This is a genomic window from Lactobacillus johnsonii, assembly GCF_013487865.1.
Taxonomy (GTDB): domain Bacteria; phylum Bacillota; class Bacilli; order Lactobacillales; family Lactobacillaceae; genus Lactobacillus; species Lactobacillus johnsonii_A.
Window position 1 is genome coordinate 1,735,124 of the sequence record NZ_CP047409.1, and the last position, 16,194, is coordinate 1,751,317.

The 16,194-nt window shown below is 34.0% G+C and carries 14 protein-coding genes and 1 pseudogene; 7 read left to right on the plus strand and 8 right to left on the minus strand.

What is annotated here, in order from left to right; all coding sequences use genetic code 11:
* The first annotated feature begins 5 nt into the window (after nucleotides 1-5).
* The gene (locus GTO82_RS08500) at nucleotides 6-578 is read left to right on the plus strand and encodes an SGNH/GDSL hydrolase family protein (protein ID WP_180873188.1); all 573 of its coding nucleotides are present in this window, start codon (nucleotides 6-8) and stop codon (nucleotides 576-578) included.
* Nucleotides 579-614: 36 nt separating this feature from the next.
* Here GTO82_RS08500 and GTO82_RS08505 read toward each other — a convergent pair whose 3' ends face one another.
* A complete protein-coding gene (locus GTO82_RS08505) occupies nucleotides 615-1,337 on the minus strand; it encodes a C39 family peptidase (protein ID WP_180873189.1) in 723 nt (240 codons plus the stop codon).
* Between the two features lie 213 nt (nucleotides 1,338-1,550).
* A complete protein-coding gene (gene helD / locus GTO82_RS08510; protein ID WP_283241819.1) occupies nucleotides 1,551-3,869 on the minus strand; it encodes an RNA polymerase recycling motor HelD in 2,319 nt (772 codons plus the stop codon).
* Between the two features lie 144 nt (nucleotides 3,870-4,013).
* Here helD and GTO82_RS08515 point away from each other — a divergent pair, with 144 nt between their 5' ends.
* On the plus strand, nucleotides 4,014-4,658 hold the full coding sequence (locus GTO82_RS08515) for a matrixin family metalloprotease (protein WP_180873190.1): 645 nt from the start codon (nucleotides 4,014-4,016) through the stop codon (nucleotides 4,656-4,658).
* 26 nt (nucleotides 4,659-4,684) lie between these two features.
* Here GTO82_RS08515 and GTO82_RS08520 read toward each other — a convergent pair whose 3' ends face one another.
* On the minus strand, nucleotides 4,685-4,867 hold the full coding sequence (locus GTO82_RS08520; RefSeq protein WP_044496717.1) for a hypothetical protein: 183 nt from the start codon (nucleotides 4,865-4,867) through the stop codon (nucleotides 4,685-4,687).
* A gap of 198 nt (nucleotides 4,868-5,065) precedes the next feature.
* Between GTO82_RS08520 and GTO82_RS08525 the strand changes: the two genes are divergently transcribed.
* The gene (locus GTO82_RS08525) at nucleotides 5,066-7,750 is read left to right on the plus strand and encodes a cation-translocating P-type ATPase (RefSeq protein WP_180873191.1); all 2,685 of its coding nucleotides are present in this window, start codon (nucleotides 5,066-5,068) and stop codon (nucleotides 7,748-7,750) included.
* 229 nt (nucleotides 7,751-7,979) lie between these two features.
* Here GTO82_RS08525 and GTO82_RS08530 read toward each other — a convergent pair whose 3' ends face one another.
* Nucleotides 7,980-8,798, minus strand: a complete 819-nt coding sequence (locus GTO82_RS08530) for a MurR/RpiR family transcriptional regulator (protein ID WP_180873192.1) — start codon at nucleotides 8,796-8,798, stop codon at nucleotides 7,980-7,982.
* Between the two features lie 128 nt (nucleotides 8,799-8,926).
* On the opposite strand from GTO82_RS08530, the gene GTO82_RS08535 reads away from it, so the two are divergent.
* Nucleotides 8,927-9,619, plus strand: coding sequence for an N-acetylmannosamine-6-phosphate 2-epimerase (locus GTO82_RS08535; protein WP_180873193.1), 693 nt, complete (start codon nucleotides 8,927-8,929; stop codon nucleotides 9,617-9,619).
* Nucleotides 9,620-9,646: 27 nt separating this feature from the next.
* Entirely contained in the window at nucleotides 9,647-11,713 is a 2,067-nt protein-coding gene (locus GTO82_RS08540; RefSeq protein WP_180873194.1) for a PTS transporter subunit IIABC, read from the plus strand.
* A gap of 73 nt (nucleotides 11,714-11,786) precedes the next feature.
* Here the strand turns inward: GTO82_RS08540 and GTO82_RS08545 are convergent, their stop codons facing one another.
* Both GTO82_RS08545 and GTO82_RS08550 read right to left on the minus strand, forming a co-directional pair.
* Nucleotides 11,787-12,551 (minus strand): exodeoxyribonuclease III, encoded by a 765-nt coding sequence (locus GTO82_RS08545; protein WP_180873195.1) that lies wholly within the window; start codon nucleotides 12,549-12,551, stop codon nucleotides 11,787-11,789.
* Nucleotides 12,552-12,677: 126 nt separating this feature from the next.
* Nucleotides 12,678-13,019: a hypothetical protein gene (locus tag GTO82_RS08550; RefSeq protein WP_180873196.1), complete on the minus strand. Its 342-nt coding sequence runs from the start codon at nucleotides 13,017-13,019 to the stop codon at nucleotides 12,678-12,680.
* Between the two features lie 103 nt (nucleotides 13,020-13,122).
* On the opposite strand from GTO82_RS08550, the gene GTO82_RS09810 reads away from it, so the two are divergent.
* Nucleotides 13,123-13,338, plus strand: a complete 216-nt coding sequence (locus tag GTO82_RS09810; protein ID WP_012846669.1) for a hypothetical protein — start codon at nucleotides 13,123-13,125, stop codon at nucleotides 13,336-13,338.
* A 42-nt stretch (nucleotides 13,339-13,380) separates the two neighbouring features.
* Entirely contained in the window at nucleotides 13,381-14,031 is a 651-nt protein-coding gene (locus GTO82_RS08555; protein WP_011162489.1) for a histidine phosphatase family protein, read from the plus strand.
* On the opposite strand, the pseudogene GTO82_RS08560 reads toward GTO82_RS08555, so the two are convergent.
* Together GTO82_RS08560 and GTO82_RS08565 are read right to left on the minus strand one after the other, a co-directional pair.
* A pseudogene (locus GTO82_RS08560) lies at nucleotides 14,003-14,314 on the minus strand (transposase); the annotation flags it as partial. The gene GTO82_RS08555 and the pseudogene GTO82_RS08560 overlap by 29 nt on opposite strands.
* Nucleotides 14,315-14,321: 7 nt before the next feature.
* The gene (locus GTO82_RS08565) at nucleotides 14,322-16,190 is read right to left on the minus strand and encodes an ABC transporter permease (protein ID WP_180873197.1); all 1,869 of its coding nucleotides are present in this window, start codon (nucleotides 16,188-16,190) and stop codon (nucleotides 14,322-14,324) included.
* Between the last annotated feature and the right edge of the window lie 4 nt (nucleotides 16,191-16,194).

A 16,194-nucleotide genomic window follows, 5' to 3' on the forward strand; every position in this document is an offset into this window, starting at 1 on the left:
TATCTATGAAAAAATTAATTCTTTTTGGTGATTCCCTACTTGCAGGGTATATTGATGGACACGCAACTAATATTGTAACTCAAGGACTGCAAGAAAAATTACCTAATTTTACAATTATTAATAATTCTGTACCTGGAAGTACAACTGAGGAGGTAATTGATTTTTATGATTTAAGGATTAAACCTTTCAATTACGACTTAGTTATACTTGCCTTAGGTACCAATGACGCAAATATGCAATTTGGCTTAAGCGCTGGCCGTTACGCACATAACTTGCAAGTTCTAGTAGATTTAATTGGTGCTGATAAAATAATTTTAATGGGACCTTCCTATACTAATTGGAAAATCGCCAAAGATCAAGCATGGCCAAAAACATTACAATTTGAACTAGTAGCCGAGCAATGTCACATTGAAAACAATATTCCATTCTTAAATTTGGCAAAAGTAATGTGTGAGACAGGTCATCCCAATGATTTACTTCAGAAAGACGGCATCCATTTAAATCAAGAAGGCAATAAATTACTAACTGAAAAGCTTGCTGAATTAGTCAAAGAGAAAGAAACAGCTGCTATATCATAAAAAAGCATCCCAATAACGGGATGCTTTTTTACTGCTCTATTCAATATAAAGCGCTTGTTTACCTTGCTGATTATAACTTGCCTCTATCTTCTTTAAGCTTACCTTTTTATTTTTAACGCCATAAGGATCATTTACATACACAATCCCTTTTTTCCTGTTGTAACCTGTAATCACACAAGCATGAGATGACGGCGTTACATGAACTTTTCCTTGCTTGGTAGACCAGGTCTGCATATCATTTACCCGATCAAACTTCAAAGTTGTAATGATTACTACAGGATGTCCTTTAGAAACCAACTTCAATACCTGAACAAAATCATTACCTGTATAATTGCGAATTCGCTTTGTGTATTTTCTAGCCACATTATATAGGGGTTCATTATACACACACCAGCCTGCATTCTTGATACTCATGTAACCAACAAATCCAACGTGTGGATTTCCTCGATAATTATTGCCAACAAAAGACGATACATGCTTGATATTCGATGACAACTCTAATTTACTTACATTAATATCATAGTATTTCAACAACATCGCAAGTGAGGTAACCTCACAACCATTTGGTAAGTCTGGTAATTGGTTTACTAAGGGAACATTTAACTTCTGTTCTGGTTTTAAAGTAAGCCAATCATATTCATTTTGAAATCTTTTAAAATTAAATCCTAAGGCGATTACTCCAGCAGTAATTAACAATATAACTGTATACAGAATTCTTCTTCTACGCCGATATTTTCTAGCTCTATTTAATCTTTTCATGCTAAGTATTTTAACTATTATGCATTAAGTCTGTCAAAATGCATAAGAATTAAATAGATTTAATTTATGTGTTAGTTTTTGCAAAAGAATGAAGTCTATTTAATTTATATGCTAAATGATACTGCAAATTAAATAGAATTAACTTTAAATCCTTATCTGCTTACTTGAATAATAAAAAATCCCTCTTACCAAGATCTAAGAGGGATTTTATTTTTACTTATTTACGTAAGTTTTTTCATCTAAATTATCAAACAAAGGACTCTTCTCACCTGTATAAATCAAATCTAATTTATACATTGCACGTGAAGCAATGGTGTAAAGCAATTGAGTTTCATCTAATTGATGATAGTTCTCTTTTGAAACACCCCAAGCAACTACTGCATCAAATTCTAGTCCTTTAGCAAGATAGGATGGCATTACTAAAGTACCAGGCACTAAACGCTGATTTGCCGACCCAATCAAAGTTGCCTTAATCTTTCTTTTTTTTAATACTTTAGCAACTTCTTGAGCTTCAGCCAATGTCTTAGTAATAATTGCCGTTGTTAGCTTTTGTTCATCGTTTTCTACCAATATATCTTGCAAGGCACTGTATTCTTTTTCAATACTATCGTGCTTGTAAAAGGCTGGCTTTGGGCCACGTCTATCAAAAGCTTCAATCTTTTCACCTTGACGCAAGATTTGCTTAGTGAAGTTAGTTATTTCCTTAGTTGAGCGGTACGACTTCGTTAATTGAACAACATCAGTCTTCTCTGGATCAAATAATTTAGAAATCTGACTCAAAAGTGTTTTACTTTCATCTTTAGTAAAAATAGCTTGATTCAAGTCACCTAACATCGTGAACTTAGCTCTAGGGAAATTGTACTTAAGATATGCTAATTGGAAGGGAGTGTAATCCTGGATTTCATCAATAAAGGCATAGCGCATTTCATAATCTGTTCTACGTCCAGTTACTAGATCATAGAGGTAAAGGTAAGGTGAGATGTCGGCCATCTTGATCTTTCCAGCTTTAAACCGCTCTTTAACATTTTCAATATGAGCTTCCCACTCTTCTTGAGTAATATCCCATTTACTTAAGTCAATTATCTTAGGAACGGTACGCAAAAAACGTAAGTATTGTGCACGAATATTTAAAAAGCGATTCTGACGAATCTTGCGACTAACTTGCTTTAATTGATTAATTACAATCTTACGAGCTAAAAAGTGCTCTTCTTTTTCACTAGATTCAAATTCTTGATCAGGGCGATCATACAGCTTATTTAATTGTTCTTGATCCAAAGATTCAATAGTTTTATCAACCCATGCCTTCTTAGTTTCTGGTTCAATTCTGCGATTCAAGCTATTAATCAAAGCTTCTTTTGTAGCTTCAATTCTATTTCTCAGATGGTAGTTTTCATTAAAGCCGTAGTAAATTTCCTTGATCTTTTCCTTATCAAAAAATGGCTTTTCCTTACTCTTAAAGTAAATGTTCTTAAAAATCAAACCATTCTTTTCAAGATGTTTAGCATAGCGAGTTACTGCATTAAAGAATTGCAATGAATTCTTCAAGTTAACAATCTTATCGTTTTGCTCATTATCTTCGAATTGCTCAAATAAGTTTTCAACGTTCATTCCTGGAACACGGCGCGAAACAAACTGCCAGTAAGTCATTTGAACCATATTCTGTTCTCCCATTTCCGGAAGAACATTTTTAACATAATCATTAAATAATTGATTTGGGCTGAACATAATAACATCGCTAGAAGTCAAATTACCACGGTAGCGATATAGTAAGTAGGCCACACGCTGCATAATGGCAGAAGTCTTACCCGAACCAGCAGCTCCTTGAACAAATAAAAGATCAGCACTAGTATTTCTAATAATTTTATTTTGCTCACGTTGAATGGTAGTCACAATTGACTTCATCTGTGTAGATGATTTTTCATTCAAGACATTTAGGAGCATTTGATCCCCAATGGATTCATTGGTATCAAACATATTAGTAATCTTGCCATCTTTAATTAAAAATTGACGTTTCTTAGTCATATCAACAGTTTGCACACCATCTGGTGCATTATATGATACTTTTCCTAATTTTCCATCATAGTAAATAGATGATATTGGGGCACGCCAATCATAGATTAAAAAATGATCTTCTTTATCTGCAAAAGACCCTAATCCAATATAAATAGTTTCTGGCTCTTCATTAGGTTCTTGAAAATCAACTCTTGCAAAATACGGCTTCTTTTCTAAACGCTGCAAGGTCGATAATTGCTTAGCTGAATGTTGCCAGGCATTTTGTCTTTCAGCTAACATTTGTTGTTGCTGGTGAATAGAAAGTGCAGTATCCATTGAAGTGGAGTAGCCATCATAATCTAATTTCACATCATCAAAAAAATGTGAGTTGATATTTTGAGCTTCATTTTGTGCATGTTCGATTGAATGATCAAGCTCTTTTTCTTTCTTTTTAATTAAACCAAGAACATCATCTAAATGCTTTTGTTCTTTTTGTTGTTCAGTTTCTTTTACCAAAATTACGTCACCTATTTCTAGCATTAGTAAAAACGTTGCATATTATTTTATCATATGTATACGCTTTCTAAAAGAATTTATAATTTTCAGAAAGTCTCAACTGTTATTTAGTCTTTTCTTAAATAATTAGTTTTATAATTAAATAAAATTACATTGCGAGATGAGAAAGTGAAACGATTTTTTAAAACAATTCTAGTTCTAGCCCTCCTTTTTGTAGGGCTTGAGTTCGCCTATCAAAAAGCAGCTCCAGAAATTGAAAAAACATTTGGAACTAGAAATCCCCTCCCCTATCTAACTGCAAAAGTACAGCAATTTATTTCACCTGAAAAAATCCAAAATGATGATAAAAATGCAGACAGTTCTAAAGGCCATACTTTTGACTCTAATACAGCTACTGTCTACATCGATCTTTCCGATCCAACTCTAAAACAAGCTGCACTTGATGGAATTAATGTTTGGAATAATACAGGTGCCTTTAATTTTAAAATCATAAACGATAAAAATAATGCCAAAATCATTATTAAGTCAATGAATGATGGTGAAACGAATGCGGCTGGATTAACTGATACTCAATACAACTCTTTAACTGGACACTTACTTAAGGCTACGGTTCGTTTAAATTCATATTATCTTTTAAATCCAAGCTACGGCTACAATAATGGCCGGATTGTGAATACAGTTGAACATGAATTAGGGCATGCAATAGGATTAGGTCATAAAGACGGGATTTCAGTTATGTATCCACAAGGATCTTTCTACACAATTCAACCAAGTGATGTCCAAGATGTTAAAAAATTATATCAAGAACAATAAGAGCGACTCAATGCTGAGAGTCGCTCTTATTTCATATTTTTCTTTTTTAATTGACTTTGCTTTTTAAAATATGGAATCCAAAATGTTATCACGTAACCAACTGCAATTCCAACAAAAGTCCAAACCATAATATTTTTGACGAATAAGCCAATAAACAGACCAATTAAGCCAAAAATTCCAATAATAAATGATTGATCAAGTTGCTTCATGTTCCTTCCCTCATTTCTCTCTTAACTATAGCAAAGGTATATTATTATAAGCATATTTTTAGACTTAAACTGTCAGTTATTTTATACTATATTTCATAAATATAATTAGCTTTAAATGTATAAATAGCAATATTTCATAAAGCTATACAAATTAAAATTATTCATTTTTAATAATAAGAAAGGAATGGTATATCCTTTATGGATAGTCAGAAACAACCTCCCGCGTATTCTCAAACAAAAGACGAGTTATTTTCAAATCTAGAAACAAGCTCAGCTGGTTTAAGCGAGCCAGAAGTTGACAGACGGTTAAAAAAATATGGGCATAATATTCTAAATGAAAAGCCTCCCAAGTCAATTTTAAACATGCTCAAAGAGCAAATCTTTGATCCAATGATTTTAATTTTATTAGGGGCAGCTACTTTTTCAGCCCTTTTAAATGAATGGGTAGAAGCTGGTGTAATTGTCTTCATTGTGATAATCAACTCTATTATTGGTATTATCCAAGAAAAGAAAGCCCAAGCTTCTCTTGCCGCTCTAAAAACAATGAGTGCTCCAACTGCAACAGTAATTAGAAATGGATCTGAAAAAATTGTTTCAGCTAGTGAATTAGTAGTCGGCGATCTAGTTATCTTAACCAACGGTGATATGGTGCCAGCGGATCTACGTTTAACTCAATCCAATAACTTGAAAATTGCTGAAGCTTCTTTAACCGGAGAGTCAATTGCCAGTGAAAAGAATGCAGCTGCTGTTCTTTCTCCTGATTGTCCCTTAGGCGATAGAAAAAATATAGCCTACACTTCTTCAATTGTTACTTATGGTCGAGGAAGTGGAATTGTAACTAAAACTGGGATGAATACAGAAATTGGTCAAATTGCTGGAATGCTAGAAGACGATGATACTAGTGATACTCCACTGAAGCGGAAACTTAACGCTGTGGGTAAAATTCTAACAATTATTGGTTTAATCATTTGTGTTTTAATTTTTGCCATCGGCGCTTTTTATGGACGTCCTCTTCTACCACAATTTTTAGTAGCAATTTCTTTAGCTATTTCAATTATTCCAGAAGGACTTCCAGCAACTGCAACCATCATTATGGCACTTGGAGTACAGCGAATGGCTAAGGAACATGCCTTAATCAAAAATCTACCAGCAGTTGAAACACTTGGAAACGCAACAGTTATTTGTTCTGACAAAACAGGAACTCTAACGTTAAACAAAATGACAGTAACTCATTTAGCTAACGGAGATGATTTCCTTAACAAAAAGATCTTAAAAGCTCAAAAAGCAGTAAAAAACAATAATGCTTATAAAGACTTAATGTATGCTGCTAGTCTTTGTAATGATGCTTCTCTTAGTCCTGCTAGTCCAGAAGAAATTATTGGTGACCCTACAGAAGGGGCCTTAATTCCACTAGCACAAGATTTTGGATATTCCGTTTCTAGCTTAAGAAAAGAATATCCAAGACTTGGCGAATATCCTTTTGATTCAATTAGAAAACGTATGTCTACAATTCATGAAATAAACAATGAATATGTTGCCTATACTAAAGGAGCACTGGACGAATTACTACCACTCTGTGACTACATTGCTACAAGCAATGGAATGCAAAAATTAACTAAGACCGATAAAGAAAACATTTTAGCCTTATCACATAAGATGTCTGACCAAGCCTTGAGAGTTTTAGGTTTTGCCAGCCGAACCATTTTGAATTTACCGCAAGAAAATGAAGATAGTGAACAACATTTAGTTTTCTTAGGAGCTGTTGGGATGATTGACCCAGCTAGAGATGAAGTTAAAGCATCAATCAAAATGGCTCGCGAAGCAGGCATTAAAACTATTATGATTACTGGTGACCATAAAAATACTGCGGTTGCTATTGCTAAAAACTTAGGTATTTATGCTAATGGAAATACTGTTATTTCTGGTACTGAACTAAACGAAATGACAGATAGTGAATTAGATCAAGCAGTTAAGTCAACCACAGTTTTTGCTCGTGTTTCACCTAATGATAAGTTAAGAATTATTCAAAGCTTAAAGCGAAATGAAGAAGTAGTAGCTATGACCGGTGACGGAGTTAATGACTCACCCGCTTTAAAAGCAGCTGACATCGGAGTTGCTATGGGTGTTACTGGTACTGACGTCGCTAAAGATGTTTCAGACATGATTTTACTTAACGATAGTTTTACAACTATTACTGCCGCCATTAAAGAAGGACGAAAGGTTTACCGCAATATTCAGAAAGTAATTCAATTTTTACTAGTCGGTAATATTGCAGAAATTACTACTTTATTTATTGCTACCCTCTTTAATTGGGACGCGCCACTACTTGCTGTTCATATTCTTTGGGTCAATTTAGCTACCGCCAGCTTACCTGCTCTAGCTTTAGGAGTAGACCCCGCAAGTAAAAATATTATGAAGCATAAACCAGTGAAGACTGGAACCTTATTTGAAAGAGATCTAGTCTGGCGTGTTATCGGCCAAGGAATCTTTGTTGCCTTAATGACACTATTAGCTTACTGGATTGGAGACACTTTTGATAATCCGATTGCTGGTCAAACAATGGCCTTCTGTGTTCTAGCTTTATCTCAAATGCTCCGCGCATTTAATCAACATTCTAATACTGATCCGATTTGGATTAGAGGAAACAAAATTAATATTTGGTTAATTGTATCCTTTATCGTTTCAGCAGTTTTAATGGGAGTTATTCTATTTACTCCTAACTTACAATCTCTCTTTCATTTGACTAACTTGACATCAAGACAATGGCTAGTAGTCATCATTCTTTCTCTATTCTCAATCTTACAAGTTGAATTAATGAAGCTAATCAAGCGATCTGTTAAAGCTCGTCAACAAAGCCGAGCATTAGAATCAGTCACAGATTAGCACATTATATTAATAGAACTTTAGCAAGTATATTTTTAGACTTAATAGCAAAGACCTTGTACAATAAAAATATAAGTTTAACACTTACATAAGCATAAAGGCATAATTAACTTTATGCTTTCTACTTTTCTGTAATCAAATAGCTAACACATTTTAAATATAAAAACAGCCAAATTACTCTATCTTGAGTAGTTTGGCTATTTTTATTGTCAGAATTTAACTTTTTATGCTAAATAGATTTTTTCATAACTGCTGCAAGTGCCTGCTCCTTAATTTTATCTACATCAACTTTATTAAGCTTTTCATATTCTCGCGCTAAAACATCGCATAAATATAATTGTGATACCTGACCAGCTACGGTACCAATATTCATAAATTCACTAACGGACGTCTGCAAGCTTACATCCCCTAATTGAGCAATCGGTGACGTAAGATCGTTAGTAATAGCAATAATTTTAGCGCCGTATTCTTTAGCAACTTTGAGTGAATCATAAGTGTCTTTAGTATGACCAGAAAGTGATAAGCCAACTACTAGGTCATCTTTACTTAATAAGGTCGCAACTTGAACTTGAATATGCGGATCAGACTCCGCATTGGCAATCAAACCAATTCTAAGCCAGGTTCTTTCATAGTCTCTAGCTGATTCGCTTGAGTGACCCAAACCAAAAATATGGATTCGGCGTGCTTTAGCTAATAAACTAACTGCTTGTTTTAAAACAGCAGGATTAATCAATTCTTCTGTTTTTTCAATTGAAGAAATTAAAACTTTACTACTTAACTCTGAAGATGTTTGAGCTTCCTCATGACTTTTTGAGGTAGTCATCATTGAATCTTGTGCTAAAGCTATTTTTAGATCCGAGAAACCTGAATAGCCTAATTTTTTACAAAGTCTAACAATTGTGGCATCTCCAGTATTAGTTGCAGTCCCTAGCGACTTAATCGTGTCATAAATCACATGTTCAGTATGACTCGCAATATAGTTAGCCAATTTATTTTCTGACTTAGTTAGCTTGTCTTTATTTTGATTGTATCGCTGTATAAATTCCATTGTCTCACATCCTGATTATAACTATATCATGCTTTTATAAGAAAACGCTTGCATAAAAATAAAATTCATTATATTATTTCTTCGGGAGGAAAACTCCAAAATAATATTTATTTGGAGTATATTTACAAATGAATAAAGAAGAATTTATTAACAAAATCCATGGTGGCTTAATTATTTCATGTCAAGCTTTGCCAGGCGAACCATTGTATACAGAAGAAGGCGGAATTATGCCCCTAATGGCTAAAGCGGCCCAAGAAGCAGGCGCAACAGGCTTAAGAGCAAATTCCGTTAGAGATATTAAACAAATTAAAAAAATCGTTGATCTTCCAATGATTGGAATTATCAAACGGGACTATCCACCAGAAAAGCCCTATATTACTCCAACTATGAAAGAAGTAGATGAATTAGTTGAAACTGGCGTAGAAGTAATTGCAATTGATGCAACTTTGCGTCCAAGACATGATGGTAAGACAGTAAATGAATTCATTAAAGAAATAAAAACTAAGTATCCAAATCAACTTTTAATGGCTGACACTTCAAATTTTGAGGAAGCAAAAAATGCTTATGAGGCAGGCGTTGATTTTGTTGGTACTACGCTTTCTGGCTACACTGAAGAAAGTCCTAAAACTGATCACCCAAACTTTGATTTAATTAAAGCTCTAGTTGATGCAGGTCTTCCAGTAATTGCTGAAGGGAAAATCCATACTCCAGAACAATTAAAGCAAGTTATTGACATCAACCCAGCAGGAATTGTAGTCGGAGGAGCAATCACTCGCCCATTACAAATTGCTAAAACTTTTACTTCAGTTTTTGAAAATTAACCGAGCGTAACGAAACGAGGCGTAATCATGTCTAAGAAATTTTCTCATATTGGCCAAGCCTTCTCACAACTGGGGCAAGCCTTTATGCTTCCAATAGCCATTTTACCGGTAGCCGGCCTTCTCCTAGGGCTAGGCGGAGCCTTAACCAATAAAGCTGCTGTCACCTCTTATCCTTGGCTTAATCAAGAATGGCTTCAAACAATTCTAAAGATAATGAATTTTGCAGGAAGTGCTGTTTTTAATAACTTAGCTCTTATTTTCTCAATTGGTTTAGCAGTTGGCTTAGCAAAAGGGGATAAAGGAACAGCTGGCTTAGCAGGTGGCGTTGCCTATCTAGTATATACAGCCACAATCTCAGGACTACTCCAACTATTTTCACCTAAAAACACTATTGATACAGGAGTATTAGGTGCAATTGTGATTGGCTCAGTTGTTGCCTACCTACATAATCATTATCGCAAGGTAGAATTACCACAATTCTTAGGCTTTTTTGGTGGTTCAAGATTTATTCCTATTATTTCATCTTTAGCTGCGATTGTTATTGGTGCTATCTTCTTCATTATTTGGCCACCAATTCAAAGCGGTTTAACTAGTGCAGGTTATGCAATAGCTAAAATGGGAAGTTTGGGAAGTTTTCTATATGGCTTCTTGCTTCGCTTAACTGGAGCAGTTGGTCTACATCACACAATTTATCCAATGTTTTGGTACACAGCCCTAGGTGGAACTGCAGATGTAGCTGGTAAAACTGTTGTTGGTGCTCAAAATATTTTCTTTGCTCAATTAGCTGATCCTAATCACCATGGTTTGTTTACTTACGGTACTAGATTTTTTGCTGGTCGTTTTGCAACTATGATGTTTGGTCTTCCAGGGGCCGCTTTAGCAATGTACCTTTGCTTACCTAAGAGAAACCGGAAGACTAACGGTGGTCTATATCTTTCAGGTGGTTTAACCTCATTTTTAACTGGTATTACTGAACCAATTGAATATACTTTCTTATTCGTAGCACCTTGGTTATATGTTATCCATGCTTTTCTCGATGGATGTTCATTTTATGTTGCTGATATCATGAATATTAGAATCGGAAATTCATTCTCTGGTGGTTTAATTGACTATCTTCTCTTTGGTGTCTTACAAGGAAAAGATAAAACTAATTGGCCGAATGTCTTAATTATGGGAGTTATCTGGTTCTTCCTTTACTTCTTTATTTTTACTTTTTGTATTAAAAAATTCCATGTTGGTATTCCAGGAATGGTTGTAGAAGAAAATCAAGATGCTGAAAAAATTATGTCAGACAGCCCCAAGACTGATGACAAACTATACAACGAATCTTGTGAGATTATCACTGCTCTTGGCGGTTTAGAAAATATTGAAACTGTCTCAGCTTGTGCAACCAGATTGAGAGTTTCTTTAAAGGATAATAGTTTAGTTAATGATGACGTATTTAAAATGTTGGGCGCTCCTGGAGTATTAAAAGTTGCCGGTGGTGTTCAAGCTATTTTTGGTGGAAAAGCCGATCTATATAGTCAAGAAATTAATGACATTCTCGCCCATACAGATATGCAGCCCGTAAATAATCCACAAGTGGATAAAGTTTCTAATCCTCAATCAAATTCTGTGCATAAGTCAGAAGAGATTATTTTCAAGGCACCTGTCAAGGGAACTTTTGAAGATATATCTCAAGTTAATGACGAAGTATTTTCACAAAAGATGATGGGTGAAGGATTTGCAATTAAACCGGAAAATGGAAAAATTTATAGTCCGGTTAACGCTACAGTCGTATCCATTTTTAAAACAAAACATGCTGTAGGTCTTAAAACCGACTCTGGTTTAGAAGTTATGCTTCATCTTGGAATAGACACTGTTGAACTAGAAGGTAAGCCATTTACCTTAAAGGTAAACGAAGACGATCAAGTAACTCCAGAGACACAGTTAATTGAAATGGATCTAAAACAAATTGAAACTGCTAAAAAAGATCCAACAGTTATGACTCTTATTACTAATAGTAGTGAAAGAGTTGAACAAGTCGAAGATATCGTTACAAGTGGACAATTAGTTGAGGCACATAATGAAGTCTACTCCGTAACTACTAAATAACTTTAATCCCTCTATAAACAAAAAATGTACTCAAGTTTCCATTTTCTTGAGTACATTTTTATGTTCTTTTATTTTATCTAGTAGTAATATCTACATCTAGTTCAATTGGACAGTGATCTGAGCCCATAATATTATTTAAGATTTTAGCATTAGTTAATTTATCTTCCAAATTATTCGATACTAGGAAGTAATCGAGTCTCCAGCCAAGATTTTCTGCCCGAGCTTCCTTATCACGATAGCTCCAATAAGTATACTTAGCTTCATCTGGGTGGAAGTAACGGAAAGTATCAATAAAACCAGCATTTAACAATTCAGAAAATTCTTTTCTTTCAATACCAGTAAATCCTGGACGGTGGTGGTTATCATCTGGTTCAGCTAAATCAATTCTCTCATGAGCAACACTCATATCTCCGCCAATAATTACTGGCTTGTATTGCATTAATTTAGTAACGTAATTTCTAAAAGTCTGTGCCCATAATTCTCTGAAGTCTAATCTTTGAAGCTTTTCTCCTGAAAATGGTACTTGAACATTAATAAAGTAAAAGTTTGAAAACTCTAAAGTAATGCTTCTTCCTTCACCATCAACTTCTGGAACACCGAAGCCATTAGCCACAGTAATTGGTTTTTCTTTTGTAAATACTGCAGTGCCGGCATAGCCTTTTCTTTCAGCATAATTCCAATATTGATAGTATCCTGGTAAATCAATTTTTACTTCATTTGGTTCAACACGGGTATCTTGTATTCCAAAAATATCTGCATCTAAATCAGTAAACGTATTAACAAAGCCATGACGTAAAGCAGACCGTAAACCATTTACATTCCAAGACATAAATTTCATAATAATTCTTCTTTCCATCACAAAATAATAGGTCTTATCAACTCAATTGTACAAACTTAATTCCCATAGATGAAATATTTCGACCTAAAAAATCGGATTAACTATTTAAGCTAATCCGATCTTTTCTTATCTTGTCTTTAAATGCCAAACAAAGAATCCAATTCCAATTACTAATGCTAAAATTCCGGTCCAAATTAAACCAGCATAAAAGCCGCCAATAATTCCTAGAATTCCAGCAACAATCATCGCTAAGCCAGCAATATCACCGCCTAGCCCATCACTATTTTCAGTTGAAACATAAACAATACCGCTAGCCATAAACAGACCGCAAAGGAGAACTCCAATAATTCCTGCTACCATGTTTTTCTCAGCAATTATCCCCAAGAATCCACCTAGTAGTCCCTGAATAAATAGCCAAACTGAATAGACAATCATTAAAATTCCAATTACTAATTTTGTAACTCTCATAAAAACCCCTCTTCTTTCACCTATTAAGTTAATATACTTAGGCCGAATATTCAAAATTTTTGATACAATACTTCTATGCTATAAATGAAAGACACAAAACATAATGAAAATATTTGAGTTTATTGGATTAAGTATTTATTTAGTGCTAATTGCGATTTTAATAGTTCGTCAAGTTAATGTAAGTCGTAATTTTAGAAATAATAAAATTGATGAAGAAACACATCAGAAATTAACTAAAAGAAACACAATTTTATTAGTTATAGTAGGTATTCTACTGATTTTATTTTTATATACACCGTTTAAAATTTTGATTTTTTAGATTTGTTATAATGTAAATTAGTGTTATTCAAGGAGTTTACAAATGAAGAGAATTTATATTGTTCGTCATGGTCAAACTTATATTAACCGCTACGATAAAATGCAGGGTTGGTGTGACACACCCCTAACCGATGAAGGAATCCAAGGTGCAAAAGATGCAGGTAAAGCTTTGAGTGAAGTTCCTTTTGATATTGCTATCTCAAGTGACTTAAAAAGAGCTAGTGATACTTGCGATTATATTATTAATGAAAATTGTAACCGAGATGAGTTGCAACACATTGCAACACCATTTTTTAGAGAACAATTCTATGGCTTCTTTGAAGGGATGAATTCAGACGAAGCATGGCGTATGATCGGTGGACCTCACGGTTATCCAAGACGAGATGAACTACTTAAAGAAGTGGATATCAACACGATTAAGGACTACATGAAAGAAGCAGATCCATATCATGAAGCTGAAAATGCAGAAGAATATTGGAATCGCGTCGATAAAGGTTTTGACTTAATTAGTCAATTAGATGGTGCTGAAAATATTCTTCTTGTTACCCATGGCTTTACAATCAGAAGTATTGTTTCTCGTTTTGCTCCTGGAGAATATAATTTAGCCCATGGTCCAAGAAATGCGTCAATTACAATTATGAATATGACTGACAAGGATATGAAGATTACTTCCTATAATAAAATGTCAGTATAGTAAAAGTGTCTGGGAAAAAACTAATTCTCAGGTACAAAAAGACGATCAAGCCAACTCTTAATTTGAGTAGCTTGACCGTCTTTTTTTTTCTATTTTTATTTGCACATAAAGCAGATCGGTCTTTGGACCATCTTCTGTGCCAATACTTGCTTAAGTTCATCATCATCAAGGCTATTCCTACATCAGTTTCAACCTTCTTTTTACCTCTTAGATGAGTTCGGCGCATGCCAAAGACGTTCTTCAAATGTCCAAAAACTGGCTCGACATCATACTTTCTCATGCTGTTTTTCTTAATCTTCTTTTTGTAAAACAATATGTTGATATAAAACTACTGTTAATAAGTAGTAAAGTACGTAAAGTACTCCGAAAATAGTGAATGGAATCCACAATTTATCATAGGTATTCATTCCTAAAATAGACTTGAATAATTGAAGTCCAAATAAAACGTCAACTACTCCTAAGGCCGCAGGTAAAGCAAATAAAATTCCAATTTCTTTTGCAATAGATGCTTTTAAGAGGCTCTTTCTTGTTCCAACCTTCCAAAGCATTTGATATCTTGGTTTATCGCTATTTGCTCCAGATAAAACTTTAAACATCAATGTTGAAGCAAGCATTGCTAAAAATGCTAGTCCTAAGAAGAAGCCCATGAATTCAAAGCCAGAAGTCATACTTGAAACTAAGCGATATTGGGCTGATTTAGAGTTAGATAGATTTATGTTAACTGCGTCTTTATCGACTTCTGGTGAACTCATCATTTGAGTTGCTGATAAGTTTTGGAGTTTCTCAATATTATTAAAGTTACTTCTAAAATTGTTAACTCTTAAAAGTTCAATTTTATTTTCCTTGGCATTTACTTGGTTATATTGGTTTTGGGAAACAATTTTAACTTGTGCACCCGCATATGGTGTTAGAGACATCAATTGATATTCTGCATCATTAACAGGACTTGATTTTTTATTCTTCAAATCATTTACAGTTATACGTCTGGTATCATAATGATTCATACCATTTTTTCTTGAATAACGTTGATACATAATCTTGTTATTCTCAAGTTGATTTTCTGAAATATAAAGCACTCTATTTTTTTCTTTTCCTTTGCCTTCTACTACCATCTTATAGTCAAATGGCGTAGTAGACTTCACAGAAACTTTCTTTAATTGATTATCTACTTTTTTATTATGACCATACAAAACAACATCATAATAGGTACTTTGCATTGACTGTTCAGTCATATTATTAAAGTTCAAACCAACTGTAATTGCTCCTAAAGCAAGAGCAAATAATAATGAGACAGTAGATAAAATTCGAGTATAATCACTTAATCTAAACTTAAGTTGTCCTAAAGTGAAGGAATGTAACTTCTTATCTTTGTAAGCTAAGTTTTTACGAAGTAAATCAATAATTGCCGTAAAGAAAGAATCAAAAGTAAAGTAAGAACCAAAAACGATTGTAAAGAAGGCTATTGGAATAGTTTTTGTTCCTAATTTTGCTGCATGCATCATTACCCAGTAACCAATAGCAAGTAACGCAATTCCTAAAATAGCTTCAATAAATTTCCATAATTTATTTCTATGTAATTTAACTGTTTTTTGATCTTCATGAAGTAAATTGATCACATTTGATTTAACTAATTTATGACGGTTCCAAAAAGCAGCTAAGAAAAATATAATTGCAAAGAAAGCGATTGTCCAAAGTAAAGCCAGTAAGTAAAAACCAACAAATTTATGGATTTGCAATCCCAGCTGGGAAATCAACACACTGGAAACTCCCTGTGTTAAGCCAACCCCTAAGACTGTACCCAATAAGGTAGCCAGTAAGCCAACAACAAGAGTTTCTGTAAAAATTAATCTTCCAATTTTGCTTGTTCTAGCTCCTAACATCATATACATTCCATAATCTTTTTGTCTCATACTAAGCAAAAAGCTATTGGCATATACAATATAAACAAAAGTAATAATAGAAAGTAATGCAATCCCAAAACCAAAAACAATTCGGGTAATTTGGAAGGCAATGCTTAATGAATCCTTTAAGAAAGCTGGGTTTGTAGCTAGAGTCATAAACATATAAAAGATGGCACTAGCAAAGGTTAAGCCTGAAAAAAGGACTAAATAGTCTTTGAACCGGCTTTTAATTCCGGTTAATGATAATTTCCAAAGCATAATT

What these genes read in the sequence shown, in the direction of transcription:
- GTO82_RS08550 (WP_180873196.1), bottom strand. Translation starts at nt 13,019, where the DNA reads ATGAGAGTTACAAAATTAGTAATTGGAATTTTAATGATTGTCTATTCA.
- GTO82_RS08505 (WP_180873189.1), bottom strand. Translation starts at nt 1,337, where the DNA reads ATGAAAAGATTAAATAGAGCTAGAAAATATCGGCGTAGAAGAAGAATT.
- GTO82_RS08540 (WP_180873194.1), top strand. Translation starts at nt 9,647, where the DNA reads ATGTCTAAGAAATTTTCTCATATTGGCCAAGCCTTCTCACAACTGGGG.
- GTO82_RS08525 (WP_180873191.1), top strand. Translation starts at nt 5,066, where the DNA reads ATGGATAGTCAGAAACAACCTCCCGCGTATTCTCAAACAAAAGACGAG.
- GTO82_RS08555 (WP_011162489.1), top strand. Translation starts at nt 13,381, where the DNA reads ATGAAGAGAATTTATATTGTTCGTCATGGTCAAACTTATATTAACCGC.
- GTO82_RS08520 (WP_044496717.1), bottom strand. Translation starts at nt 4,867, where the DNA reads ATGAAGCAACTTGATCAATCATTTATTATTGGAATTTTTGGCTTAATT.
- GTO82_RS08545 (WP_180873195.1), bottom strand. Translation starts at nt 12,551, where the DNA reads ATGAAATTTATGTCTTGGAATGTAAATGGTTTACGGTCTGCTTTACGT.
- GTO82_RS09810 (WP_012846669.1), top strand. Translation starts at nt 13,123, where the DNA reads ATGAAAATATTTGAGTTTATTGGATTAAGTATTTATTTAGTGCTAATT.
- GTO82_RS08565 (WP_180873197.1), bottom strand. Translation starts at nt 16,190, where the DNA reads ATGCTTTGGAAATTATCATTAACCGGAATTAAAAGCCGGTTCAAAGAC.
- GTO82_RS08500 (WP_180873188.1), top strand. Translation starts at nt 6, where the DNA reads ATGAAAAAATTAATTCTTTTTGGTGATTCCCTACTTGCAGGGTATATT.
- helD (WP_283241819.1), bottom strand. Translation starts at nt 3,869, where the DNA reads ATGCTAGAAATAGGTGACGTAATTTTGGTAAAAGAAACTGAACAACAA.
- GTO82_RS08530 (WP_180873192.1), bottom strand. Translation starts at nt 8,798, where the DNA reads ATGGAATTTATACAGCGATACAATCAAAATAAAGACAAGCTAACTAAG.
- GTO82_RS08535 (WP_180873193.1), top strand. Translation starts at nt 8,927, where the DNA reads ATGAATAAAGAAGAATTTATTAACAAAATCCATGGTGGCTTAATTATT.